At 64.8% G+C, this 22,731-nt stretch carries 20 protein-coding genes; 10 read left to right on the forward strand and 10 right to left on the reverse strand.

Annotated features, from left to right (window positions below; all coding sequences use genetic code 11):
* Window positions 1-138: 138 nt before the first annotated feature.
* The gene (locus AB3X94_RS10215; RefSeq protein ID WP_176125032.1) at window positions 139-1,416 is read left to right on the forward strand and encodes an amino acid deaminase; all 1,278 of its coding nucleotides are present in this window, start codon (window positions 139-141) and stop codon (window positions 1,414-1,416) included.
* A gap of 110 nt (window positions 1,417-1,526) precedes the next feature.
* Here the strand turns inward: AB3X94_RS10215 and AB3X94_RS10220 are convergent, their stop codons facing one another.
* Window positions 1,527-2,030: a MarR family winged helix-turn-helix transcriptional regulator gene (locus tag AB3X94_RS10220; protein ID WP_368588514.1), complete on the reverse strand. Its 504-nt coding sequence runs from the start codon at window positions 2,028-2,030 to the stop codon at window positions 1,527-1,529.
* Window positions 2,031-2,060: 30 nt separating this feature from the next.
* Entirely contained in the window at window positions 2,061-3,656 is a 1,596-nt protein-coding gene (locus tag AB3X94_RS10225) for an MFS transporter (RefSeq protein ID WP_368611447.1), read from the reverse strand.
* Between the two features lie 137 nt (window positions 3,657-3,793).
* Here AB3X94_RS10225 and AB3X94_RS10230 point away from each other — a divergent pair, with 137 nt between their 5' ends.
* Window positions 3,794-4,633, forward strand: coding sequence for an EcsC family protein (locus tag AB3X94_RS10230; protein WP_368611448.1), 840 nt, complete (start codon window positions 3,794-3,796; stop codon window positions 4,631-4,633).
* Here AB3X94_RS10230 and AB3X94_RS10235 read toward each other — a convergent pair.
* The 3 genes from AB3X94_RS10235 to AB3X94_RS10245 all read right to left on the reverse strand — a co-directional run bounded on the left by AB3X94_RS10235 (window position 4,600) and on the right by AB3X94_RS10245 (window position 10,882).
* Entirely contained in the window at window positions 4,600-5,568 is a 969-nt protein-coding gene (locus tag AB3X94_RS10235; RefSeq protein WP_368611449.1) for an alpha/beta hydrolase, read from the reverse strand. The genes AB3X94_RS10230 and AB3X94_RS10235 overlap by 34 nt on opposite strands.
* A 128-nt stretch (window positions 5,569-5,696) precedes the next feature.
* Window positions 5,697-6,131 (reverse strand): CHRD domain-containing protein, encoded by a 435-nt coding sequence (locus tag AB3X94_RS10240; protein WP_176109589.1) that lies wholly within the window; start codon window positions 6,129-6,131, stop codon window positions 5,697-5,699.
* 338 nt (window positions 6,132-6,469) lie between these two features.
* Window positions 6,470-10,882 carry a transporter substrate-binding domain-containing protein gene (locus AB3X94_RS10245; RefSeq protein ID WP_368611450.1) on the reverse strand — a complete coding sequence of 1,471 codons (4,413 nt, stop codon included), beginning with the start codon at window positions 10,880-10,882 and terminating at the stop codon, window positions 6,470-6,472.
* On the opposite strand from AB3X94_RS10245, the gene AB3X94_RS10250 reads away from it, so the two are divergent.
* Window positions 10,803-11,009 carry a hypothetical protein gene (locus tag AB3X94_RS10250; RefSeq protein WP_368611451.1) on the forward strand — a complete coding sequence of 69 codons (207 nt, stop codon included), beginning with the start codon at window positions 10,803-10,805 and terminating at the stop codon, window positions 11,007-11,009. The two genes, AB3X94_RS10245 and AB3X94_RS10250, sit on opposite strands and share 80 nt — an antisense overlap.
* Before the next feature lie 40 nt (window positions 11,010-11,049).
* On the opposite strand, the gene aqpZ is transcribed toward AB3X94_RS10250, so the two are convergent.
* From aqpZ to AB3X94_RS10275, 5 genes are all read right to left on the reverse strand, one after another.
* Complete coding sequence (gene aqpZ, locus AB3X94_RS10255; protein WP_176109590.1) at window positions 11,050-11,793, reverse strand: aquaporin Z; 744 nt, start codon at window positions 11,791-11,793, stop codon at window positions 11,050-11,052.
* Window positions 11,794-12,042: 249 nt separating this feature from the next.
* Window positions 12,043-12,687 carry a response regulator transcription factor gene (locus tag AB3X94_RS10260; RefSeq protein WP_176109591.1) on the reverse strand — a complete coding sequence of 215 codons (645 nt, stop codon included), beginning with the start codon at window positions 12,685-12,687 and terminating at the stop codon, window positions 12,043-12,045.
* Window positions 12,688-12,795: 108 nt separating this feature from the next.
* Window positions 12,796-13,485, reverse strand: coding sequence for a response regulator transcription factor (locus tag AB3X94_RS10265; RefSeq protein ID WP_176109592.1), 690 nt, complete (start codon window positions 13,483-13,485; stop codon window positions 12,796-12,798).
* Window positions 13,486-13,621: 136 nt separating this feature from the next.
* A complete protein-coding gene (locus AB3X94_RS10270) occupies window positions 13,622-14,290 on the reverse strand; it encodes a response regulator transcription factor (protein ID WP_176109593.1) in 669 nt (222 codons plus the stop codon).
* A gap of 266 nt (window positions 14,291-14,556) precedes the next feature.
* On the reverse strand, window positions 14,557-15,888 hold the full coding sequence (locus tag AB3X94_RS10275; protein ID WP_368611452.1) for an MFS transporter: 1,332 nt from the start codon (window positions 15,886-15,888) through the stop codon (window positions 14,557-14,559).
* 94 nt (window positions 15,889-15,982) lie between these two features.
* Between AB3X94_RS10275 and AB3X94_RS10280 the strand changes: the two genes are divergently transcribed.
* From AB3X94_RS10280 to AB3X94_RS10310, 7 genes are all read left to right on the forward strand, one after another.
* Complete coding sequence (locus AB3X94_RS10280; RefSeq protein ID WP_368611453.1) at window positions 15,983-16,864, forward strand: LysR family transcriptional regulator; 882 nt, start codon at window positions 15,983-15,985, stop codon at window positions 16,862-16,864.
* 553 nt (window positions 16,865-17,417) lie between these two features.
* The gene (locus AB3X94_RS10285; RefSeq protein ID WP_176109596.1) at window positions 17,418-18,143 is read left to right on the forward strand and encodes a c-type cytochrome; all 726 of its coding nucleotides are present in this window, start codon (window positions 17,418-17,420) and stop codon (window positions 18,141-18,143) included.
* Window positions 18,140-19,480, forward strand: a complete 1,341-nt coding sequence (locus tag AB3X94_RS10290) for a cytochrome c (protein ID WP_176109597.1) — start codon at window positions 18,140-18,142, stop codon at window positions 19,478-19,480. Before AB3X94_RS10285 ends, AB3X94_RS10290 begins: the two co-directional genes overlap by 4 nt.
* Window positions 19,481-19,532: 52 nt before the next feature.
* Complete coding sequence (locus tag AB3X94_RS10295) at window positions 19,533-19,709, forward strand: hypothetical protein (RefSeq protein WP_368584449.1); 177 nt, start codon at window positions 19,533-19,535, stop codon at window positions 19,707-19,709.
* A 2-nt stretch (window positions 19,710-19,711) separates the two neighbouring features.
* A complete protein-coding gene (locus AB3X94_RS10300) occupies window positions 19,712-20,284 on the forward strand; it encodes a cytochrome C oxidase subunit II (RefSeq protein WP_176109599.1) in 573 nt (190 codons plus the stop codon).
* On the forward strand, window positions 20,271-21,896 hold the full coding sequence (locus AB3X94_RS10305) for a b(o/a)3-type cytochrome-c oxidase subunit 1 (RefSeq protein WP_176109600.1): 1,626 nt from the start codon (window positions 20,271-20,273) through the stop codon (window positions 21,894-21,896). Before AB3X94_RS10300 ends, AB3X94_RS10305 begins: the two co-directional genes overlap by 14 nt.
* The gene (locus AB3X94_RS10310; RefSeq protein WP_368611454.1) at window positions 21,893-22,699 is read left to right on the forward strand and encodes a cytochrome c; all 807 of its coding nucleotides are present in this window, start codon (window positions 21,893-21,895) and stop codon (window positions 22,697-22,699) included. Before AB3X94_RS10305 ends, AB3X94_RS10310 begins: the two co-directional genes overlap by 4 nt.
* The last annotated feature ends 32 nt before the right edge of the window (window positions 22,700-22,731 follow it).

Genomic DNA, 22,731 nt, shown 5'->3' on the forward strand with positions numbered 1-22,731 from the left:
GCGGCACGGCTTTCGCGGCCCTTTGCGGCGGCCTTCGAAACCCGTGGTACTAAATAACATTTCTCCGGACATCGTACTTTCGGTAACATGGTAAAGTCAAATCTGATTGAATTTAACCGGACGATGGAGCACGGAGACATGAAAGTTACAAACTATCAGGGCGCGACGATTGATCCTTATAGCAAGGGCTTGGGCATGGTTCCGGGCACGAGCGTCCAGCTGAAGGACGCCGCGCGCCTCGAGTGGAACCTGCTCGCCGAGGACGTGAGCCTGCCGGCCGCCGTGCTGTACGAGGATCGCGTCGAGCACAACCTGAAGTGGATGCAGGCGTTCGTCGCCGAATACGGCGTCAAGCTCGCGCCGCACGGTAAGACCACGATGGCGCCGCAGCTGTTTCGCCGTCAGCTCGAAACCGGCGCGTGGGGTATCACGCTAGCCACCGCCCATCAGGTGCGCGCGGCGTATCACGGCGGCGTGTCGCGCGTCCTGATGGCGAATCAGCTGGTCGGCCGCCACAACATGATGATGATCGCCGAGCTACTCAGCGATCCGGATTTCGAATTCTTCTGCCTCGTCGATTCGGCCGAAGGTGTCGAGCAACTCGGCGAATTCTTCACGTCGGTGAAGAAGCCGCTCCAGGTACTGCTCGAACTCGGCGTGCCGGGCGGGCGCACCGGCGTGCGCGATGAAGCGCAGCGCAACGCGGTGCTGGACGCGATCGCGCGCTATCCGGACGTGCTGAAACTCGCGGGCGTCGAACTGTACGAAGGCGTGCTGAAGGAAGAAGCCGAAGTGCGCGCGTTCCTGCAAGGTGCGGTTGCAGTTACGCGCGAGCTCGTCGAGCAAGGACGTTTCGCGCGTTCGCCGGCGGTGTTGTCCGGCGCAGGATCGGCGTGGTACGACGTGGTCGCCGAAGAATTCGCGCAGGCGACACAAACCGGCAAGGTCGAGGTCGTGCTGCGGCCCGGCTGCTACCTGACGCATGACGTCGGCATCTATCGCAAGGCGCAGACCGACATCTTCAAGCGCAATCCGGTCGCGAAGAAAATGGGCGAAGGCTTGCTGCCGGCGCTGCAATTGTGGGCGTACGTGCAGTCGATTCCCGAGCCGGATCGCGCGATCATCGGCCTCGGCAAACGCGACTCCGCGTTCGACGCGGGCATGCCGGAGCCGGCGCGCCACTATCGTCCGGGCAACGAGGCGCCGCGCGACATCGCCGCGAGCGAAGGCTGGGAAATCTTCGGTCTGATGGATCAGCACGCGTATCTGCGCATTCCCGCCGGCGCCGATCTGAAAGTGGGCGACATGATCGCGTTCGACATCTCGCATCCGTGCCTGACGTTCGACAAGTGGAAGCAGGTGCTGGTCCTCGATCCGCAGTATCGCGTGAAGGAAGTGATCGAGACGTTTTTCTGATTGGATTGGAGTGGATTGCGCCGCGCTGAAGCGCGGGCTTTCCGACGATAGAAAAAAGGCTGTGAGCCCAAGGGCGCACAGCCTTTTTGTCGTCGCAAGCGGAGAAAAGATCACACGCGTTGGGCCGCCTCGTCGCCGGCGGCCTCCTGGGCTGCCGCGGCGGCGCCGGCCGCTGCGCTCGCATTGGCCGCCACTTCGCCGATGCGCGTCTCCAGCATTTTCAGCGCGCTCGACAACGCCGCGAGCGCCTCATCCGGCAACCCTGCCATCGTGTCGTGCAAGAACGCCTGGCGACGCGGCAGGCTCGCTTCGGTCGCGTCGCGACCTGCTTCAGTCAGGCGCACGTTGGTCACGCGGTTATCGCGCGCATCCATGCTGCGGGCGATCCAGCCCAGACTTTCGAGCGCCTTCAACTGCCGCGTCAGCGCGCCCGGATCGACGCGTAGCCGCTCGACGAGCCGCTTCTGCGACGACTCGCCGGCCTGCTCGTGCAGCGCGAGCAGAATGCGCCAGCGTGGCAGCGGATGACCCACCTGGGTCTCGAATGCCGACATGAATGCCCGATACGTGCGGCCAAATTGCTGCATGACGGCGACGCGGTCCTGTTCTTCCATAATCTGCCTGTCCAACACCAAGTCAAAAAATCAGTCTGCGTGAATCACCGGCTCGAGCTTGCGCTGCAGCTTGACCGGCGGCACGCGGCGGCTTTGCCACACCGACACGACGGCTATCAGCGCGGCCATCGCGAGACCCAGATGAATCGCGCCGACCAGCGACTCGCGCGCGCTTTCGAGCAGCATCGCGCCGTCGTGGCCCGCGTGCGTCAGCTGGTTGACGAGCGTAGTCTGCGCATCGCGGTTGATCAGGATCTGGGGATCGCCCAGATCGCCGAACCAGTGCGACGCGCCCGCGCCGTCGAGCGCACTGCGCACGCCGCTCGTGTACATATGAGTCACGAGCGTGCCGGTCAGCGCGGTGCCGATCATGCCGCCGATCATCCGCAGCGACTGCAGCAGCGCGGTCGCGATGCCGAGGTGTTCGCGGCCCGCGGTCTGCTGCGCGAAGATCGTCAGGTTCGGCATCACGAAACCGAGCCCGAGGCCGCCGACGACCATGAACGACATCAGCACCCATTGCTGCATCGAACGGGTCGCGACGACGATGCCAAGGCATGACAGCGCGACCATCGCAAAGCCGATGTACAGCATCAGGTTCGGATTCCGGATCCGCAACACGACGCGCCCGTTCGTGATGCTGCCGATCGTGATGAACACGACGAGCGGCGTGATCACGAGGCCCGCCTCTTTCGGCGACATGCCGAAGCCGCCCTGGAACAGCAGCGGTGCGTAGAACAGCAGCGAGAACATCGTGAAGCCGCCGAGCACGGCCAGTGTGAACAGCGCGGCAAGACTACGGTTGCGGAACATGTCGACGGGCAGAATCGCGGTAGGGCAACGCTTTTCCCACTTCCACAACGCGATGGCCGACACGACGCTCAGCCCGAGCAGCGCGAACGCGCTCAGGGTGATGCCATGCTTCGGCAACAACTCGACGAACAGTTGCAGCGAGCCGAGCGCGATCGCGATCAACAGCGCGCCGGGCCAGTCGAGCCGCATCTTGCCTTCATGCTCGACGTGCCGCAGATGCGGCAGGAAACGCCAGACGAAAAACAGCGACAGCAGCCCGACCGGCAGATTCACGTAGAACACCGAACGCCAGCCGTAGTACTGCGTCAGAAAACCGCCGAGCGACGGCCCGACTGCATTGGCAATGCCGAACGCCGAGCTCATCAGCACCTGCCAGCGCAACCGCACGACGGAATCGGGGAACAGATCGGGAATGCACGCGAACGCGGTGCCGACCAGCATGCCGCCGCCAATGCCCTGCAAGCCGCGCGCGAGCACGAGATACAGCATGTCTTTGGCCGCGCCGCACAGCACCGAGGCGCCGGTAAACACGACGATCGATGCGATCACGAACGGCTTGCGCCCGTAGTAATCGCCGAGCCGACCGAAGATCGGCACGGTGATCACCGAGCTCAGCAGATACGAGGTGGCGACCCACGCGTACAGCTCGAAGCCCCGGAGCTCGGACACGATGGTGGGCAGCGCGGTGCCGACCACGGTCTGGTCGAGCGCGACCAGCATCGTGACGAAGGAGATGCCGAGCATGGCCAGCAGGGATTCGCGGAATGGTAAAACTTGCCCACTCGAATGGTGGGCGGCGGTATGGACAGCCATTTTTGATGCAGCAAAAGTTGACGTGTCAAAGGATTGCAAATCATACCACGCTGCAACGCTCCACGCGGGACGGAACACGTCTTGCAACGCGGTAGACTCACTTGGAGTACCCACGCCATGACATGCCAGGGAGGCTCATGCAGCCGAGTTCGCTCGCAGCACCATCCTTATCGGAGCAGGACCTCGCCGCGCTGCGGCGCGCCAAACATCAGCTCGAAAGCCCCGCGCTCGCAATGAAACTCGCAAGCGTCGTCGGCGCGCCGATCGAAAAGCTGCTGTCGCGCATTCCGGCGTTCGCCAACGAAAAAGTGTCCGATGCGACGCAGGCCGCGTTGCGCAAATGTCTGTCGATCGCGCTGCGCACGCTCGGCCGGCGCGACGACGCCAGGCTGCTCGCACCCGACAAGCCGAACAACCTGCTGCACAAGTTCGCGGTCGCGACGACCGGTGCGGCCGGCGGCGCGTTTGGCTTGCTCGCGCTGCCGGTCGAGCTGCCCGTCACGACCACGCTGATGTTTCGCTCGATCTGCGACATCGCGCGCGGCGAGGGCGAGGACCTGACCTCGGTCGACACGCAGCTGCAATGCCTGACCGTGCTCGGCATGGGCGGCACCTCGAGCGAGGACGACGACGCCGACCTCGGCTACTTCTTCATGCGCGGCGCACTCGCGCAGGCGGTGTCGAAGGCGTCGTCCGAGGTGGCCAGCAAGGGCTTCACGGCCCACGGCTCGGCGGCTCTGTTGCGCCTCATCAACGCGATCGCCGCGCGCTTTTCGGTGCAGGTCAGCGAGCAGATCGCGGCCAAATCGATTCCGGCGATCGGCGCGGTGCTCGGCGCGATGGTCAATACCGTGTTTATCGATCATTTCCAGCAGGTCGCGCACGGGCACTTCACCGTGCGGCGGCTCGAGCGGCGATATGGCCAGCAAACGATCGAAGCCGTCTATCGGACGCTCGACATCACGCTCGACGCCTGAGCCCTGTTAGCGGCGCGGCTCGTCGTGCGTCGCACGAAGGCGGCCGCGCCATCGAGCGCTCGGTTCGCCTCCGGCATGAACGGCGCGAACATCGGCCACACGTGCGGCAGGTTTTTCCACACCTCGCATTCGCAATCGACTCCTGCCGCGTGCGCGTTGTCGGCGACGCGGCGCGTGTCGTCGAGCAGCACCTCGGTGCTGCCCGCCTGCAGGAACAGCGGCGGCAGACCGTGCAGCTCCGCATAGACCGGCGACGCGTACGGATGGGTGGGCGACGCGTCGCCCAGATAGACCTTGGCCGCGCGCTCGATCGAGGCGCCGCAGAACATCGGATCGACGCTGTCGTTGGTGCGCAGGCTCGCGCCGGTGGTCGCCAGATCGGTCCACGGCGAGAACAGCAGGCCGCCCGCAGGCATCGGCGCGCCCCCGTCGCGCAGCGCGACCAGCGTGGCGAGCGCGAGACCGCCGCCGGCCGAGTCGCCGGCGATCACGATCGAGCTGGGTGCGATGCCCATCGCGAGCAACTGGCGATAGGCGGCGATGGCGTCGTCGAGCGCGGCCGGAAAGCGATGCTCGGGCGCGAGACGGTAGTCGAGGGAGAAGAGTCGCGCATTCGCGCGGGTCGCGAGAGCGAACGTTAGCGACCGGTGCGTGCGCGGCGAGCAGAAGTAGTAGCCGCCGCCGTGGCAATACAGCACCGTGGGCTCCGCGCCGCCGGCCGTGCCGCCGTCCACGCGCTCCAGCCATTCGCCGACGAGCGGCGCGTCGCCTGCGCGATACGTTTCGCGCAGATGCCAGCCGCGCGGCACGCGTGGCGACCACACGCGCTTCGAGGTCAGCGCGCGCGCCCGTTCGACGTTGATAAACGGTTTGAGGGTTTCGGGCCGGAACTGCCTGCGCAAATACCAGCACGCGAGCGCGCTTTGCCAGCTCATCGGGACATGCTCCTTCGTTGAAGTCCCGTCAGGGTACGTGGGTTGGCAGGGGACCGTGGTTTGGCGGGTTCCAGGCGCGTGACTGTGATCCTGGCCGCGGCACGCGCGCCCAGCCGCCGCGAGTCCGCCTAGTTCGCCGGCAACACCTGCCCGCGAATTTCGCCCGTCGGATTCTGCGCGGTATGTACATTGAAGTACCACTGCCCCGCCATCAGATCCGTGACCTGCTGCTCGGTCAGCTTCGCCGTGCCTTTGATCGGACTCGCGAGCCCATTCTTCTCGATCGGCACCTGGACCTTCGCATTCTGGCCGACCGGCGCGGGACCGTGGAAATGCGCGGCGGTGACCGGACCGCTCAAGCCCTCGTAAGTAACAGTCCACTGCAGCGATTGGGTGGACGTGTCGAAGGTCGCATTCAGCATGCCATGCCCGTGACTTACGCGCGGCGGCACTTCGCTCGACGGCTGGAGATTCGCCTTCAGCGCAACCGTATCCGCAAATGCAGCGCTCGATGCAAGCGCCCACAACACTACGGCCAGATTAAATTTTCGCTGCGAAATCATGGTCTTCTCCGGACATTGACGCGCCGCCGCGGCGCCGTGTCGGCCGTGCGGAGTTTCCACATACTAGTGCAAATCATATGGAGTCGACTGGAATGATGGCCTGCAAAGACGTAGTGCGAAATGGCTTTAGTCGATTTAATCGAAAATATAATTGCGCGTTTCGTAATAAATAAATGATGTCAATCCTGGTATGCTTCGACTCGCGAGAAGTGACTCCTTCATCGAAGGACGTCTCCAAACCTTTAACGCGGCTTCGGCCGCGTTTTTTTTCGTCCTGATTTGGGTTGCCGCCGTTTGAATCGCCTGGGTGTTTGCGCGAAGTTACGGCGCGCCGCTCGCTACGCGAGCAATCCGGCCTGCTGTTCGATCCCATCGAGCATCGCCTCGCATTGCCGAATTAGCGCATACCCCTCGTCACGCACCTGCTGCGGCGACTTCGCGGCAATGACGCGGCGATAGGCTTCGAGCGCCTGTACGAGCGGCGGATACTGCAACACGCTCGCCGCCCCCATCACCCGGTGCAGCCACTCGTGCACCCTCTCCATGTCCGCGCGTTCGAGTAACGTCGCCAGCGCGTTGATGTCGTCGCGCATCGACGAGACGAATGAATCTAGCAACGCCTTGACCGTCGACTCGCTTCCCCATAACTGCGTCATGCGTGCGAGGTCGACGGGCACGAACGGTTCAGCACCGACAGGTTGTGTGGCCTGCCGCTCGCCGGCCGACGCAGTCGAGACGCGATCGGAAGTTTCCGCCGGCGCGGGGGGCCACTCGGCGTCAGTGCCAAACCAGCGGCTCAGGTGGTCGCGCAGCGTGGCGAGCCGGGTCGGCTTGATCAGACTGTCGTCCATGCCGGCTTCGCGGCACAGACTCAGGTCATCGGGCGCGGTATTGGCCGTGATGCCGAGTATCGGCAGACGCTGCGCGCCGTCGTGCAGTGCCTCCGCTTCGCGGATGCGACGGGTCAGTTCATAGCCGGACAGGTTCGGCATGTGGCAGTCCGTGATCAGGCAGCCATAGCTCGTGCATTCCAGCGCGGCGAGCGCTTCGGCGCCGTCGTTGGTGACGTCGCACGCGAACCCCAGCAAGGCGAGCTGATGACGGATCAACTCCTGATTGACTGGATGATCTTCCGCGACAAGAATCAGCCGCCCGTTCGCGAGCGCGCGTTCGCGATCAGGCGGCGGCGCGATGCCGTCGGTCGTGAACGGCGCGCCCACCACGCGCGACGCCATCGGGGCCATCGACGGCAGCCCCGTCGTCGCGGCCGCACACGCGGCGCCGAGGCCGCGCCACGATATCGGATTGGTGCTGACGCGCACCTTATCGTCGAGGATGCGGTAACCGGTCGGCTTCGGTTTTTCGGTCAGCGTGACGATGCGCGCATTCCTGCCGATATGTGCCGGCAACGTGACGTCCTCGGCGACGAACAGCAGATCCGCGCGGCTCAGCACGTCGCTTTTGCCCAGCGTCGCCGCATCGGCCGAGAGGCTGCGCAGTTCGAGCCCGAGCGCCTTGCCGAAGTGCGCGAGGGCCCGGCCGATGCGTCGATCTCGCGTGACCACTACGCCGAGTTTGCCGCGCAGACCGTTGATCGGATAGCACTGTTCGACGATCGGCATCGTCAGCCGCACGATCATGCTCGTGCCGTGGCCGGGTTCGCTATGCAGCGTGAGCGTGCCGTTCATCAGGTCGATCAGCTTGCGGCAGATCGTCAGCCCCAGGCCCGTGCCGCCGAAGCGCCGCGTGGTGGACGACTCAGCCTGCACGAACGGCTCGAATAGCCCCGCCTGCACATCGGGTGCGATGCCGATGCCGGTGTCCCGAACGGTCAGCTCCAACGTCTGCGAATCCGCGCAATCTTCGACGACCGCTACGCTGACACCAACCTCGCCCTTCGGCGTGAACTTGATCGCATTGCCGAGCAGGTTGAACAGGATCTGGCGCAGACGCACGCTGTCGCCACGGAGCGTCGCAGCGGCGTCGCTCGCGATGTCGACGCGCACTTTCAGCCCTTTTTCGTGAGCGCGCCCGGCGAGCAGGCCCAGCGCGTTATCGACGAGCTCGCGGAGATCGATCGGCTCGGCTTCGAGCGTAAGCCGACCCGCCTCGATCTTCGAATAGTCGAGCAAATCATCGAGAATCTGCAGCAGCGCGCCCGCCGACTCGTGGATCATGCCGAGCATTTCGCTCTGGTCGGTACTGAGGGGCGTGCGTTCGAGCACTTCGACGAGACCGAGCACGCCGTTCATCGGGGTGCGGATTTCGTGGCTCATCATCGCGAAGAAGTTGTCCTTCGCGCGCGAGGCCGCCTCGGCCAGATCGCGAGCTCGCGCGAGTTCCTCCGAACGCGCGCGCTCGACGCTCGCGTCGACCCAATAGCCGCTCCACAGGACACCGCCATCGGCATCGCGCCGCGGCACCAGCTCGGCCCGCACCCACTTGAGTTGACCGGCGCTTTCGACGCGGAACTCCATATGCACCGGAGAGGTACAGATCGCAGAACGCTCGAGCTCGGCGAGAACGAGCGGCCGATCCAGCTCCGATATGCGCTGGAAGTCGACTCGCGCCCCGCCCTGCGAATCGCTGTCGCCGAGCAGATGTCGCGCGTCACCGCCGATGTACGGGAAGGAATAGGCACCGGCCGGCGAGCGCCGCATCTGGAACACGACGGCCGGCAACGAGTGCGTGACGTCGAACAGGCGCCGTTCGGTTTCGCGCGCGCGCATTTCGGCGCGCCGGATGTCCGTGATATCGACCATCGTGCCGAGCACGTACGCCGGCTGCCCATCGTCGCCTTCACAGACGCTCGTCCAGAAAATCCCATGCCGCGCCTCGCCAGCACCGTCCTCGAACTGCAGTTCGACTTTAGCGATGCCGCCGCCGCGCAGGAGCTCGAGCGTCATGTCGTCGAGCACGCGGCTGTTTGCGTCGCCCCATGTGCCGACCTCGGCCGTCGTACGCCCGAGCACGTCCTTCCGCTCCAGCCCACACGCTTTCTCATAAGCCTCGTTGATCGCGATGTACCGTCCGTCCAGGCCTTTCGCGATGAGCGGATACGGCACTGTCTTCATCATCGTTTCCTGGAAGTTCAATTGCAGCGCGAGTTCGCGCTCGGTCTGCTTGCGCAGGCGGACTTCGCGTTGCAGCAGCACATACGCGCGCAACGTGACCAGCAGCACGACGCCGATGCCGATCAGCACCGGCAGCAACCGCACCGCGGTCACGCTCCACATCGCGTTGTCCGGCGCGGCGGGGCTCACCCACTTGCGCCGGATGCGTTGCTTTTCGGCTGCCGGCATCGCCTGCAACGCGCGATCGATCAGCTTGACGAGCGGGCTCAGATCCTCGCGTACAGCAAAATATAACGAGTCGGATTCACCGAGCGAGTCGAGCACCCTGAGTGCGCCTGTGTAATGCTGCCGGATTTGCACGTTGATCGCGGCAGCGTTGCCGACCAGTACGTCGGCCTCGCCGCTCGCGACCATGCGCATCGCCTCGCCCAGGCTCGCCGCGACGACGATGTGATCGACCGGCACCGCCCCCAACGCGAGCGGCACCGAACCGGCTACGTGCGGCGACATTACGACGCGGCACGACGTGATGTCGTCGAACCAGCATGGAGTGGGCACGCCGCTGCGTCCGACGATCACCAGCGGATCGCTCTCGTATACGCGGCTATGGTCGGCGCCCACGAGAAGCGCCCCGCGACTCGATGTAGAGGACAGCATCGCGAGCTCGCCGCGCTGGAACGCGTCGATGGTGGCGGCCCAGTCGGCCGCGCGCGCGCGGTTGAACACGACACCGAGCGTGCTGCTCAGGTACGCGAGGTAATCGGCGGTCAGACCGACGGGGCGACCGGCGGCGTCAACATAGGTGAACGGGGCCCAGTCGTCGTCGAAGCCGATCTGCAGCGGCGGCAGCGAACGCAGCCAGTTCTCTTCTTCCGGCGTTAGCGCGAAGCGTGCTGCACCCGTCGCGGGCGCCGCGTTGAAGTTGCCGGACAGCCAAAGCGCGCGTATCGCGGCAGCCTCGGCGGGATTCATCGACACGAGCGCGCGGTTCAGTTGATCGCGCAAGGCAAGCTGGCGGGGCGATACCGCAAAGCGCAGGTCGAGCGCTTTGCCGCCTTGCTCGAACGCTACGCGCAGATTGCGATACGCGTCGGTCGCCAGTTCGTATTGCACGACCGGCGTGAAGCCGAAATAGGCGTCGGCATCGCCATGCAGTACCGCGTTCAGTGCTTCGTGCGTGCTCGAGAACGAGACGATCTTCGCGCGAGGAAAACCGGCGCGCAACAAACGCTCACGCGCAAAACCGCGCTCGATCGCAATACGCGCGCCGGCGAGGTCGGTGGGTTTCATATGCCGGGCATCGTCGCGACGCACGACGGCCGACGCGAACGAGTGGAAGTAGGGGGCCGTAAAGCCGAGGCAGCGCTCGCGCTGCGGCGTGCGCGCTATGCTCGTCAGCAGGTCGACCTCGCCGGCGCAAGCCGCGGCGACCAGTTTGGCCATGTCGGGAAAGCTCTTCGTCTCGATGACGACGTTCGGCCCCACGAGCGCGCGCAACAGGTCGCCGCTGACGCCGGCGAGCTGGCCACCCCGCGGGATGTCGAACGGCGGCCAGCCACCTTCGAGTATGCCCACGGTCAGTCTGGAAGGAAATGCAATGGGTGACGAAGCCGAAGCATCGGCTCCCACTGTGGAGATGACGGGTGACTCTGACGCAGCGCCGGCAGGCGCGGCCATGCAGACCGCATGCGAAGCCGCCAGCAGACATAACGCCAGCCAACGCATCATTGAGTGGCGCGGCGAGCGCTGCCACAGACACCGCAACAAACGCCGCAGCCCCAACCTCAGCGTCACCTCGCCTTGAGAACTCGCATCGATCGGAAGTGGTGAGTAGCGTCCCCCGCTCACGAAACGTCACCCTGTCCGTCCAATGACACCGCGGACGAATCAACTCGACCGTCCAGAAACGAAAACAGCACGCCTGCCGCGATTGCGCCGGCCAACGGCGCGGCCCAGAACAGCCACAACTGGTCCAGCGCCCAGTTGCCGACGAACACTGCCTGCGCTGTCGAACGGGCGGGATTGACCGCTCCGTTGGTAACCGGAATGGACACCAGGTAGACGAGCATCAGACATGCGCCGGTGATGAACGGCGCAACCGTTGCCAACTCTTTTCGAACGACGGCCAGCAGGCAGGTCCCGACAAACACGAACGACAGCACGACTTCCACGACGAGCGCCGAATGCAATGGATAGTCAGCGGGCGAATGAGCGCCGAAACCGTTCGCCGCGAATTCACTCGCGGCGAGTTCGAAACCTGGCCGCCCACTAGCGAGGTAGGCGAGAAGCGCCGCGGCGACTATCGCGCCGCCGATTTGCGCAGCGATATAGGGCAACAGATCACGCACCGGAAAGCGCTGCGCGACGGTCAGACCGATGGTGACGGCAGGATTGAAATGCGCGCCGGAGATCTTGCCGAACGCATAGCTGCCAGTAGCGAGTGCAAGCCCGAACGCCAACGACATCTGCAGCGCGCCACTAGCCTGCGATATGCCCGTGGTGTCCAACACCGTACTGCCGCAGCCGACGAACACGAGCCAGGCCGTACCCACTCCCTCGCTCCACAATCGCTTGCCTAGCGCAACCATCTCTACCCCATCCGTCAAGTACGAGGCACAGACTCCGAGCGATCGCGCGAAGATGTCTGCACCGGATTCCCTTGATCCATTGCTAATCGGATCACGAACTAGCCATAGCGGCAGTTGCGGCGCAAGGCGCGCAATGACCGGCGGCGGCCAGGATTATTGGGGGCCCCCGCAAGCCATGCCAATCAGATAAGTCTGATAAGGACTACATCAAAGCCGTCGCAAGCAAGAAAATGTGACCATCCCGCCGCCTCATATCAGCCCAATCTGAGTGGCGTAGTTGATCAGGTCAGCTTCTGTTTCCAGTCCGAGCTTGCGCATCGCGCTGCGTTTTTGCGTGCTGATGGTTTTGTCGCTACGTCGCAGACGCGTGGCGATTTCGTGCACCGCGAGGCCTCGCACATAAAGTTGAAACACCTCCCACTCGCGTGCGCTCATCGCACCGCCGCGCCGGGGCGAAGTAGGCTCCGCGGCCGCCAGTGCGGCACGAACCTGTTCCGATAGATGGGTGCCTCCGGCGGCAACGGCTTCGATCGCGTCGATCAATGCGTCCACGGCGTCGCGCTTGTCGACGATTCCAGTCACGCCGATATTGCGCAAGCCGGCCAATACATGCGCGCGCCCAATCATGGTCAGCACGACCACGTGGGGATGCGGCGTGCGCCGAAGCAGCCGACGCAATAGCGGCACCGCGCTGGTATCTCCGTCGAGCCCCGGCATGCCGATGTCCGACACGACGACGTCGCACGCGCAGGCTTCGAGCAGCTTCGCGAGACCACGGGTGTCGGCAGCTTCGCCAACAATCTCGATATTCGGCTTGTCGCGCAGCAGCGATCGGACGCCCGCGCGAATGGAGTCGTGATCGTCCGCCACGACGACGTGAATCTTGTTTGTCATTCTGTTCCGTGACTTTCTTATGGTGTCGATCGGCATACCGCACCAAATGTGTCTCCCCGGTTATGCCGATCTATTCGCCGCGCCCATGCGCGGCAGGTTGCCGCCCGGTTAGCGGACCTGACCAAGCCGGTCTGGCACTACTCCGTACTCGACTGCGAAGCGAAACAGTTCGGCGTCGCTATTCAGCGATAGCTTGCGCATGGCCATGCACTTCTGCGCGCTGATCGTCTTCACACTACGTCCCAACCGCAGGGCGATTTCCGTGACGCAGAGCCCTGACGCGTACTGCGTAAATACCTCGAACTCGCGGCGAGACAGGGTGGCGCGCACGAAGTCGAGACGTTGCGTCAGCGTTACGTCGGCCAGCATGGCGCGCACCGCCGGACCGACATAACACTCGCGCGCCAGCGCCATGACCAGCGCCACATGGATCAGATCGATACGATCACGTTTGCTCAGCAGCCCATCCACGCCCAGCGACATCACCTTGCGCAGCGTCGCCGCTTCCGTTTCCATTGTCAGGATGACGAGCGCCACGTTGGGATAGCGCGCCTTCAACTGCCTGACGATGTCGAACCGGTTTTCGTTGTTCCCTCCTGGCATGCAAAGATCCATCAGCACGAGATCGCAAGGACAGCGATCGACTTCGATCAACAGTTCGGCGACATCCGCCGCACGGCCAACCACCTTCAGGTTGGGATAGTTGCCAATCAGATTTTCTATAGCCAGCAGAACCAGCGGATGATCGTCCGCAATGATCGTTCGAACAGGCGTGCCTGATGCAGCCATGAGGTTCATCTTCTGGCGCTCCTCGATACTTTCATTTCTCGACACCCTGTTATGTGTGACCGGCGCTCACGCAATGGTCGAGCATTTCTTTTGCGACAAACATCAGAGCGCTCTGAAATGGACCGAACGACGGCGTGCCCGATGCTTAGTTTTCTGGTTCGAGGAGGAGCGAGCCGCAGGCGCGCACACAGGAAAAGAGCTCGGGGTCGTCGGTCACGCCCAATCGCGCCATCGCTTCACGCTTTTGCCGACTCACCGTGCGGCGATGGCAGCCGAGCGCCGCCGCGATCTGCACGATGGACTCGCCGCTCACGAGTCTGCGCACGATGTCGGTCTGCCGCTTCGACAACAGCAGTGCCGACACGAACCGACCGTTGTCCGGCTGCGAACGCTCGAGCGTTTCGACCACCGAGCGGCCCAGGTAGCGCGCGCCGCGCACACTGTCGCAGACGGCTCGCGGCAGTTCCTCGAGCGAATCGGCTTTGCCGACCACGCTGACTGCGGCATCGGCGGCGACGACGCGCAACATCGCCGCATTCGTCTGCCCGGTCACGACGACGACGCGCAATGACGGCCACTCGCCACGAATGCGCTGGATCAGGCCGAGTCCGTCGCCAATCTCGCCGGCGGGCTCCGGCATGGAAAGATCGACGACGAGCACGTCGCACGGTGTGTGTTGCAGCAACGCGATCAACGCGGTGGGCGTCTGCGCCTGACCGACGACAGTCAGACCTTCGTGCGCCTCCAGCGTCCATTTCAGGCCAAGCAGGACGAACGGATGATCGTCCGCCAGAATGATTCGAAGATTTGTCACGATTAGTCTCGCTCGTTATCGGAATGGTCAGAATGCGTGTGGGGGTGGCTGTGCAGGCGGCAGGCGTCGACCTTCGCCGCGTCAATCAAGCGACGTGCCGGAAAAGCCATCTCATCACCCTCGCAAATTCACGACAATCGGAGCGTTCCTAATCCGGTTGACTGATTGGGATAATTTATAGTTCTACCGAGCAATATGCGCAGCGTTATTCGAATCGAATCAAAACCAATTCCGAAACGCAAAGCGGGCGCTGTTCACATCATCTCTCACGCCGCATCACAAGCGCTCGTCGCGCGCATCGCACGCGTCGACGCGGCGCGCGGAAACACTGGCAACGCGAGCAACGCACACGCGCTCGCCACGGTCCACACCAGCGGCCATGCTCCGATGGACAGCAGCGCCGGAATCGCGAGCGGCGTCACGAACAGCGTGAGGAACACGCAGGTGTTGCCCATCGCGAGCGCGGTGCCCGCGCGGCGCGTACCGGCGAGCGACGCGAGTTCGGTGAACGCGACGCCGTGCCACGCCGACGCGCTAACTCCGCCGAACACGATCATCAACGCGAACAGCGCGACCGTCCCGGCGCGATGCATGCCGACGAGCCCGGTCGCGAGCGCGAGCAGCACGAACAGCACGGCGGTCAACAGACTGCATGCCCGCATATACGCACGACGGTTGCCGCGCCGGTCGGTCCACGCGCCGCTCCAGACCCGCGCGACCGCGGCGCCGGTCTGCACCGCGGCCATCATCACGCTGATCGCGAACACGCCGGCACGCCCGAAGTCGTGCAGGAACACCGTGCCGAACGTGATCACGGCAATCTGCGGCACGCACAGCGCGCCCGCGCCGAGCGCGACGCGCCAGATTGCGATGTCGCGCAGTGGCGAACGCATCGCCAGCGGCGCGCCGACGTTCGAAGCGTCTGCGCCCCGCCCGCTGGCCGCCGCTGCGCCGGCCGTCGCAATCACCTGCGCGGGCTCGTGAAGCCAGCGCCACGCGAACCACGCGGTGAGCGCGCATGCCAACGCCAGCACCGCATAAGCGCTCGCAAAACCGAAGTGCGAGGCGAGCACCGGCAGCACCAATGCGCCGAGTCCACCGCCCGCCGGCACGGCGGTTTGCCGGATGCTCATCGCGAGACCGCGCTCGCCTTCGCGAAACCACGCCATCACGGCTCGGCCGCTCGATCCGTTGACGCTGCCGCCCAGCAATCCGACCAGCAGCAGCCCGAGCGCGAGCGGAACGATGCCGGGCACCCGCGCGTCGCCCGGCGACACGAACAGCGCGAGACCGGCGAGCGCGGCCGCGGTCGACAGCAAGCCGAGCAGCAGCACGCGACGATCGCCCCAACGGTCGGTCAGCAGTCCCCACGGCAACTCGCTGATCGCAATGCCGAGCCCGAGCATGCCGAGCACGAGGCCGAGCCCGTGGTTGCCGAGGTGGTAGTCCGAGCGCAGGAACACTGCCGTCGTCGGAATTCCCGAAAATGCCGCTGAAAAGCTCGCATTCGCGGCAAAGCCCACGCCCAGCACCTTCCAGCGATGCCGCGCGCCGCGCTCGCCGGTGCCGCGCGACGCTGTCATAGATCCGTTTTCCATCACACCCTCCGCATGTATTCGGGGGTATGCTACGGCTGGGCATTCCATCGGAAAAGCCGGAAATTCAGATCATCACCATCGGAAAAACCGAATCATGAGTCAGCGTGGTTTCGACCTTGCGCAGTTGCGGACCTTCGTGGCCGTCGCCGAATCGGGCGGAGTGTCGGCGGGCGCCGAGCGCGTGTTCCTGTCACAGTCGTCGGTAAGCGAGCAGCTGAAAAAGCTCGAGGAGCGCGCCGGCCAGCCGCTCCTCGTGCGCGGCCGCCAGGGTGTGAACCCGACGCCCGCTGGCGGGCGTCTGCTCGAGCATGCGCGCCGCATCATCGCGATGAGCGAAGCGGCCTTCGACGACCTGCAAGGCCGCTCGCTCGACGGCGAGCTGCGCATCGCAATCACCGATTACTACCGCCCGCACGACATCGCACGCATCCTCAAGACGTTTTCGGAACAGCATCCGCGGCTGAAGCTGCACGTGACGGTGCTGCCGAGCGCGGTGATCGACAGCGGCGCGGACGATCACGCGACGTTCGACATCGGTTTGTCGGCGCGGCTCGTCATCGGCCAGCCGCGCGCACGCGGTGCCGGTGCCGCGAGCATCGTCGTGCGGCGCGAAAAGCTGCTATGGGCCAGCTGCGCCGATGCCCCCACCCGCCCCGCCACACCGTATCAACTAGTGCTGCTGCCGACGACCTGTCAGCTGCAGCGCTTCGTCGTCAAGCTGCTCGACGAACACAAGGTAGCGTACGTGGTGTCGCATTCGGCGTCGGGCGTCGCGGGGCTGCAGCTCGCCTTGAAGGCGGGGCTGGGGATTTCCTGTCTGAACGAGTCGTCGCTCGGCGGCGGCGTGGTCGCGTGCGCCGCGAACATCGGCTTGCCGCCGCTGCCCGCCATCGAGTTTCATCTGTTGCCGCGGCGTCCGGGCGAAAGCGAACTGGTCGGCAATGCACGTGATGCGCTCGTGCGACTCTTCGCATGAAGCCACCGCCGTTTGCGCAAAATGTGAAACCACACGAATGAGACGCAGACCCCGGCACAAATAAAATTCACAGCAAAATTTATGGATCGACATCAGCTAATCGCATCAACCTGATGCATTGACATCGATAAGCCGAGGCGCAACAAATCCACCGCGCCAAGCCGTACATCCAAGCCGGTCCGCATTATCGGAACGCCCGTTTACCTTCGTATTCTCTATTGACGCATCCAGCAAATTGTTGCACGCTGCTACTGGATATCACGCGCTTTTCAGCGCCTCACGCGTCGCTCATTGGAGCCCGAAAGCCGCCGTCCCAGGCGCATTCCAGCGCGGATCATTGTCGCAGATCAAAGTTTTGGCCGGACAATTGCATCATCATGGCGCTTCTGTAGTTCGCGTTCCCGAACAAGCCCGTTCCGAATAGCGGTTAATAGCAAGTCAATTAAAAGCAGCTAGTCCCGAGATGCGCCGTTTCCGGATTCATGAGTCAATCCGCACACCCGCGCCGGGTATATAAATCGAGCGATAAGAACGTTCCAAAACGAGGCCCGGTGTGTATCGCAAAACTATCGGCTCTGCGGTCCTGTTCGTGCTGTGCGCGCTTCAAGCGCTATGGAGCGGCGCGGCGTTAGCGGCCACCGACGCGTCCGGCGCGATGCCGCCATCGATGGACCAGCGCATACGCGCTTGCACGTCGTGTCACGGCGAGCAGGGCCAGGGACGCAAAAACGACTACTTCCCGCGCATCGCCGGCAAGCCGGCCGAGTACCTGTTCAACCAGCTGATCGCGTTTCGCGACGGCGGCCGCACCTATCCGCCGATGGGCTATCTGCTCGCGTTCCTGCCCGACGACTACCTGCGCCAGATCAGCGAGTACTTCGCGGCCCTGCAGCCGCCCTATCCCGAATCCGAGCGCGCCGCCCTGTCGCCGAAGCTGCTTGCCGCCGGTGAAAAGCTCGTGACGCATGGCGACCCGGCGCGCGGCATACCGGCGTGCATCGCCTGTCACGGCGCCCGCATGACCGGCACGCAGCCGGGCATTCCGGGCCTGCTCGGCTTGCACGCGAGCTATATCGCCGGACAGATGGGTACGTGGCGCTCAGGCACCCGCCACGCGCTCGCGCCGGACTGCATGCGCACGATCGCGCTCAAGCTGAACGACAACGACATCGCCGCGGTATCGAACTGGCTCGCGCGCCAGCCGCGTCCCGCCGATCCCCGGCCCGCACCGGCATCCGCCGAGCGGCTGCCCCTCGCTTGCGGGAGCCAACCGCAATGAAGCCGACACTCCGCCCGCCCGGTTGGCTGCGCCCGGCAAGCATGGCTAGCGTCCTTGCAACCGGCAGCTTCGCGCTCGCGTTGCTGGTCCATGGACCGCTCACGACGCCGGCGCATGCCGCGACCGCCGCGCCCCAAGGCGCGGAAGCAACTGCCAAGGCTGGAACCAGTCCCGACACTCGCCCTGAGATCGTAAGACGCGGCGAATACCTCGCGCGCGCGGGCGACTGCATCGCGTGCCACACCGCGCCGCGGGGCCGGCTGTTCGCCGGCGGGCTCGCGATGGAAACGCCGTTCGGCACGCTGTACTCGCCGAACATCACGCCGGACCCGCAGTACGGCATCGGCACGTGGAGCGAGGAAGCGTTCTTCAAGATGATGCGCACCGGCCGCAAGCCGGACGGCGCGCCGATCTATCCGGCAATGCCGGTCGCCCAGTACACGAAGGTCACGCGCGAGGACTCGGACGCGATCTTCGCGTTCCTGAAGACCGTCGAGCCGGTGCGTCAGCCGAATCACCCGCACACGCTGCGCTTCCCGTTCAATCAGCGCGATCTGCTGTACGGCTGGCGCACGCTGTATTTCCACGAGGGTGAGTTCAAGCCCGACCCGACCAAATCGGTCGAATGGAATCGTGGCGCGTATCTGGTCGAGGGGCTCGGGCACTGCACGATGTGCCACACGCGCATCAACATGCTGGGCGGTTCGTCGCCGCGCGAGCAGTTCGCGGGCGGGCTGATTCCGGTGCAGAACTGGTACGCGCCGTCGCTCACTTCGGACAAGGACGGCGGCCTCGGCGACTGGAGCATCCAGGACATCGTCGATCTGCTGCAGGCGGGCATCTCCAATCGCGGCGCAGTCTACGGCCCGATGGCCGAGGTCACCTATCACAGCCTGCAGCATCTGAGCGAGGAAGACATCCGCGCGATGGCCGTCTATCTGAAGTCGCTGCCCGACCAGGGCGGCCGCAAGACCGGTCCGAGCGCGACGCCGAACCCGAAGGTGTTCGCGCTCGGCAAGCAGATCTATGCGGACAAGTGCGCGATCTGCCACGGCGACAACGGCGAAGGACAGCTGCCGCACTACCCCCCGCTCGCGGGCAACCAGTCGATCGAAATGGACTCGGCCGTCAATCCGATCCGCATCGTGCTGAACGGCGGTTTCCCGCCGGGCACCAAACGCAATCCGCAGCCGTTCGGCATGCCGCCGTTCGGCCAGGAGCTGAACGACGCCGAAGCGGCCGCCGTCGTCACGTTCATCCGCACCGCGTGGGGCAATCACGGGCTGCCGGTGACGGCCCGCGAGGTCAACGAGCTGCGCAAGGCACCGCTGCATTGAGTTGCCGTCCCGAAAGGGTCACACCGAAGCGCCGCATAGGAGAACCATCGACATGAAAGCGAACGACCCGCCCAGCGCCGCTCCGCCGACCGACGACGAAGTCGAGCACGTCGTCGCGTCCGGTCCGCGCGGCGCGATCGCGCTGGCCGGCGTCGCCGCCGTCATCGTGATGCTGATCTGGTTCGCCTTCTACTTTTTCGCGTTTCTGCCGCGCGGCATCATCCACTGACCATGTCGACCGACTCCTCTCATCAACCCGGTAGCGGCCACGCGGTCGCATTGCGCGCCGAGCGGCGCTGGGCGATCTTCGCGGTCGCGCTGATCGTGCTGATGCTCGCCGTGATCGTGTTCGTGGGCGTGCATTGGTCGATGATGCCGCCGTCGCGCGTCGAGACGATCGATCCGTCGCGCCTGCAGCTATCCGGCGAATTCGCCGAAGACAACCTCGGCAGCGCGGTGCAGCCGGACGGCTCGGTGATCGTGCGCTTCGTCGCGCAGCAGTACTCGTTCACGCCGCAATGTCTGCTGGTGCCCGCCGATACGCCGATCACGATCCGCACCACCAGCGCGGACGTCGTGCACGGCCTGCTCGTCACCGACACCAACATCAACACGATGGTCGTGCCCGGCTACGTCGCGACGCTGAACACGCAGTTCGACCATCCCGCCGATCACGCGATGCCGTGCCACGAATTCTGCGGCTTCGGCCATCAGACCATGTGGGCGCACGTGAAGGTGATCGACAAAGCCGCCTTCTTCGAGCAGGCACGACAATCACGGAGACTGAGCTGTGTTCCACGCTAAGCGACTCGTACTCGCGCATTTCTGGCTCGCCTTCATCACGTTCGCGATCGCGCTATGCCTCGGCGCATGGCAGATGCTGGTGCGCAGTCCCCTGTTGCCGTGGATCGGCGATCCTGAGCTGTACTACCGTTCGGTCACCGCGCACGGCACCGTGATGGCCTACGTGATGCCGACGCTGGTCGCGATGGCCTTCGGCTACGCGATCGTCGAACTCTCGCTCGGGCAGCGCCTCGTCGGCCTCAAATGGGCGTGGGCCGCGCTCATCATGCTGCTGGTCGGCGCGGTGATGGCGATGGTGCCGGTCGCGCTCGGCCGCGCCTCGGTGCTCTACACGTTCTATCCGCCGATGGTCGGCAGTCCGTTCTACTACCTCGGCGTCGTGCTCGTAGTGGTCGGCTCGTGGATCTGGGTCGCGCTGATGCATGTGAACCTGCGCATCTGGAAGCGTGCGAACCCGGGCAAGCCCGTGCCGCTCGCGATGTTCGCGAACGTCGCGGGCGCGTACCTGTGGGCCTGGACCGCGGTCGGCGCGGCGCTCGAGATCCTGTTCCAGATCCTGCCGGTCGCACTAGGCTTCGCCCATACGATCGACGCCGGCCTCGCGCGCGTGCTGTTCTCGTGGACGCTGCACGCGATCGTCTACTTCTGGCTGTTTCCGGCTTACATCGCGTTCTACACGCTGGTGCCACGCTCGATCGGCGGACGGCTCTACAGCGACTCGATGGCGCGGGTGTCGTTCATCCTGTTCCTCGTGTTCGCGATGCCGATCGGCATCCATCACCTGTTCGTCGATCCGCAGGTCGGCGCTGGCTTCAAGTTCGTGCACGCGGTGTTCACCGGCATGGTGTCGGTGCCGACGCTGCTGACCGTGTTCACGATCTGCGCGTCGGTGGAAATCGCCGGCCGGCTGCGCGGCGGCAGGGGCGCGCTCGGCTGGCTGACCGCGTTGCCGTGGAGCAACCCGATCATGCTGGCGGTCGCGTTCTCGTTCGTGATGCTCGGCTTCGGCGGCGCGGGCGGCCTCATCAACATGAGCTATCAGCTGAACTCGACCGTGCACAACACGCAGTGGGTGACCGGCCACTTCCACCTGATTTTCGGCGGCGCGATCGTCATCATGTACTTCGTGATTGCGTACGAACTGTGGCCGCAACTGACCGGCCGCGCGATCGTGTCGGTGAAACTGATGCGTACGCAATTGTGGCTGTGGTTCATCGGCATGATGGTGGTCACGATACCGTGGCATTGGGTCGGCCTGCTCGGCGCGCCGCGCCGCATGGCCTATTACGACTACGCGATGCCCGGCGTGCAGGGGCAGGGCGTGTGGGTCGTCATGTCGGCGGTGGGCGGCCTGATCCTGCTGGTGTCCGGCCTGCAGTTCGTCTATATCCTCGCGAAATCGCAGTTCGGCCCCGTGGAAGAACCGCCGGCGTTCCGCTTCGCGGTCGCGGCGCACCCGGTCGAGCGCGTGCCGGTCGCGCTCAACAGCTTCGGCCTGTGGGTCGCGCTGATGATCGGGCTCACGGTCGTCAACTACAGCTTCCCGATCGTCCAGTTGCTCAGACTGCCGCAGACTTCGGTGCCGGCAGTCGTCGTCGGAGCGCCGCGATGAATGAAGAACGCCTGTTCACCTTGCGCAATCCGTGGTTCGTGTGGAGCGTCGGCGGCACGGTTGCGATCGCGATGGTCGCGATCCTGATCGGCTTCGTATGGCTGCCGTCGGCTAGCAGCGCATTCGGCGACCTCAGCCTGTGGGCGAGGATTTGCGGCGCCGCCGGCGTGCCGTCGAGCTGGTACAGCGGCAACGAGAAGAGCCAGGTGCCGAGCGACGTCGTCGTATTGCCGCCTTCGGGCGCGAACCACCCGTTGGCGGATTCGATCGGCCGCGGCGCGACGCTTGCTAATCAGCACTGCTCGATGTGCCACGGCGTGCTCGCTACCGTGCAGGTCACCGCGCCGCCGCTAGCCGGACAGTACGCCGACGCGATCTACAAGGAACTGCGCGACTTTCAGAGCGGCCAGCGGCCAAGCGCGGTGATGCAGGAGATCATCGCGGGACGCAGCGACCAGGATCTGCACGATCTGGCCGCCTACTACGCGTCGCTCCCACTCGCTCCAGCGGCCGAGAAAACCCGGGCCGGCGAAGGACCCGATCCGATTGCTGTCAGGCTCGTGATGCAGGGCGATCCGCAACGCAATATCGCGCCGTGCGCGGCGTGTCATGGACAGCTAGACCGCAAAGGCGCGGCACCGTGGCTCGGCGGACTGGCGGCGGCCTATCTGACCGCGCAGTTGCAAGCGTTCGCTTCGGGCGCTCGGCACAACGACATCAACGAGCAGATGCGCCATGTCGCGCGGCAGATGACGCCCGAGGAAATGGACGCCGTGTCGAGGTATTACGCGGCCATGCAGTAGTGGGAAGGTGCGCGGTGACGCAGCGCAACGGC

Source organism: Paraburkholderia sp. BR10923, assembly GCF_040948765.1.
Lineage (GTDB): Bacteria > Pseudomonadota > Gammaproteobacteria > Burkholderiales > Burkholderiaceae > Paraburkholderia > Paraburkholderia youngii.

What these genes read in the sequence shown, in the direction of transcription:
- AB3X94_RS10290 (WP_176109597.1), top strand. Translation starts at nt 18,140, where the DNA reads ATGAAGCCGACACTCCGCCCGCCCGGTTGGCTGCGCCCGGCAAGCATG.
- AB3X94_RS10240 (WP_176109589.1), bottom strand. Translation starts at nt 6,131, where the DNA reads ATGATTTCGCAGCGAAAATTTAATCTGGCCGTAGTGTTGTGGGCGCTT.
- AB3X94_RS10215 (WP_176125032.1), top strand. Translation starts at nt 139, where the DNA reads ATGAAAGTTACAAACTATCAGGGCGCGACGATTGATCCTTATAGCAAG.
- AB3X94_RS10310 (WP_368611454.1), top strand. Translation starts at nt 21,893, where the DNA reads ATGAATGAAGAACGCCTGTTCACCTTGCGCAATCCGTGGTTCGTGTGG.
- AB3X94_RS10220 (WP_368588514.1), bottom strand. Translation starts at nt 2,030, where the DNA reads ATGGAAGAACAGGACCGCGTCGCCGTCATGCAGCAATTTGGCCGCACG.
- AB3X94_RS10265 (WP_176109592.1), bottom strand. Translation starts at nt 13,485, where the DNA reads ATGAACCTCATGGCTGCATCAGGCACGCCTGTTCGAACGATCATTGCG.
- AB3X94_RS10275 (WP_368611452.1), bottom strand. Translation starts at nt 15,888, where the DNA reads ATGGAAAACGGATCTATGACAGCGTCGCGCGGCACCGGCGAGCGCGGC.
- AB3X94_RS10245 (WP_368611450.1), bottom strand. Translation starts at nt 10,882, where the DNA reads ATGGCCGCGCCTGCCGGCGCTGCGTCAGAGTCACCCGTCATCTCCACA.
- AB3X94_RS10300 (WP_176109599.1), top strand. Translation starts at nt 19,712, where the DNA reads ATGTCGACCGACTCCTCTCATCAACCCGGTAGCGGCCACGCGGTCGCA.
- AB3X94_RS10250 (WP_368611451.1), top strand. Translation starts at nt 10,803, where the DNA reads ATGGGTGACGAAGCCGAAGCATCGGCTCCCACTGTGGAGATGACGGGT.
- AB3X94_RS10295 (WP_368584449.1), top strand. Translation starts at nt 19,533, where the DNA reads ATGAAAGCGAACGACCCGCCCAGCGCCGCTCCGCCGACCGACGACGAA.
- AB3X94_RS10260 (WP_176109591.1), bottom strand. Translation starts at nt 12,687, where the DNA reads ATGACAAACAAGATTCACGTCGTCGTGGCGGACGATCACGACTCCATT.
- AB3X94_RS10225 (WP_368611447.1), bottom strand. Translation starts at nt 3,656, where the DNA reads ATGGCTGTCCATACCGCCGCCCACCATTCGAGTGGGCAAGTTTTACCA.
- AB3X94_RS10235 (WP_368611449.1), bottom strand. Translation starts at nt 5,568, where the DNA reads ATGAGCTGGCAAAGCGCGCTCGCGTGCTGGTATTTGCGCAGGCAGTTC.
- AB3X94_RS10230 (WP_368611448.1), top strand. Translation starts at nt 3,794, where the DNA reads ATGCAGCCGAGTTCGCTCGCAGCACCATCCTTATCGGAGCAGGACCTC.
- aqpZ (WP_176109590.1), bottom strand. Translation starts at nt 11,793, where the DNA reads ATGGTTGCGCTAGGCAAGCGATTGTGGAGCGAGGGAGTGGGTACGGCC.
- AB3X94_RS10280 (WP_368611453.1), top strand. Translation starts at nt 15,983, where the DNA reads ATGAGTCAGCGTGGTTTCGACCTTGCGCAGTTGCGGACCTTCGTGGCC.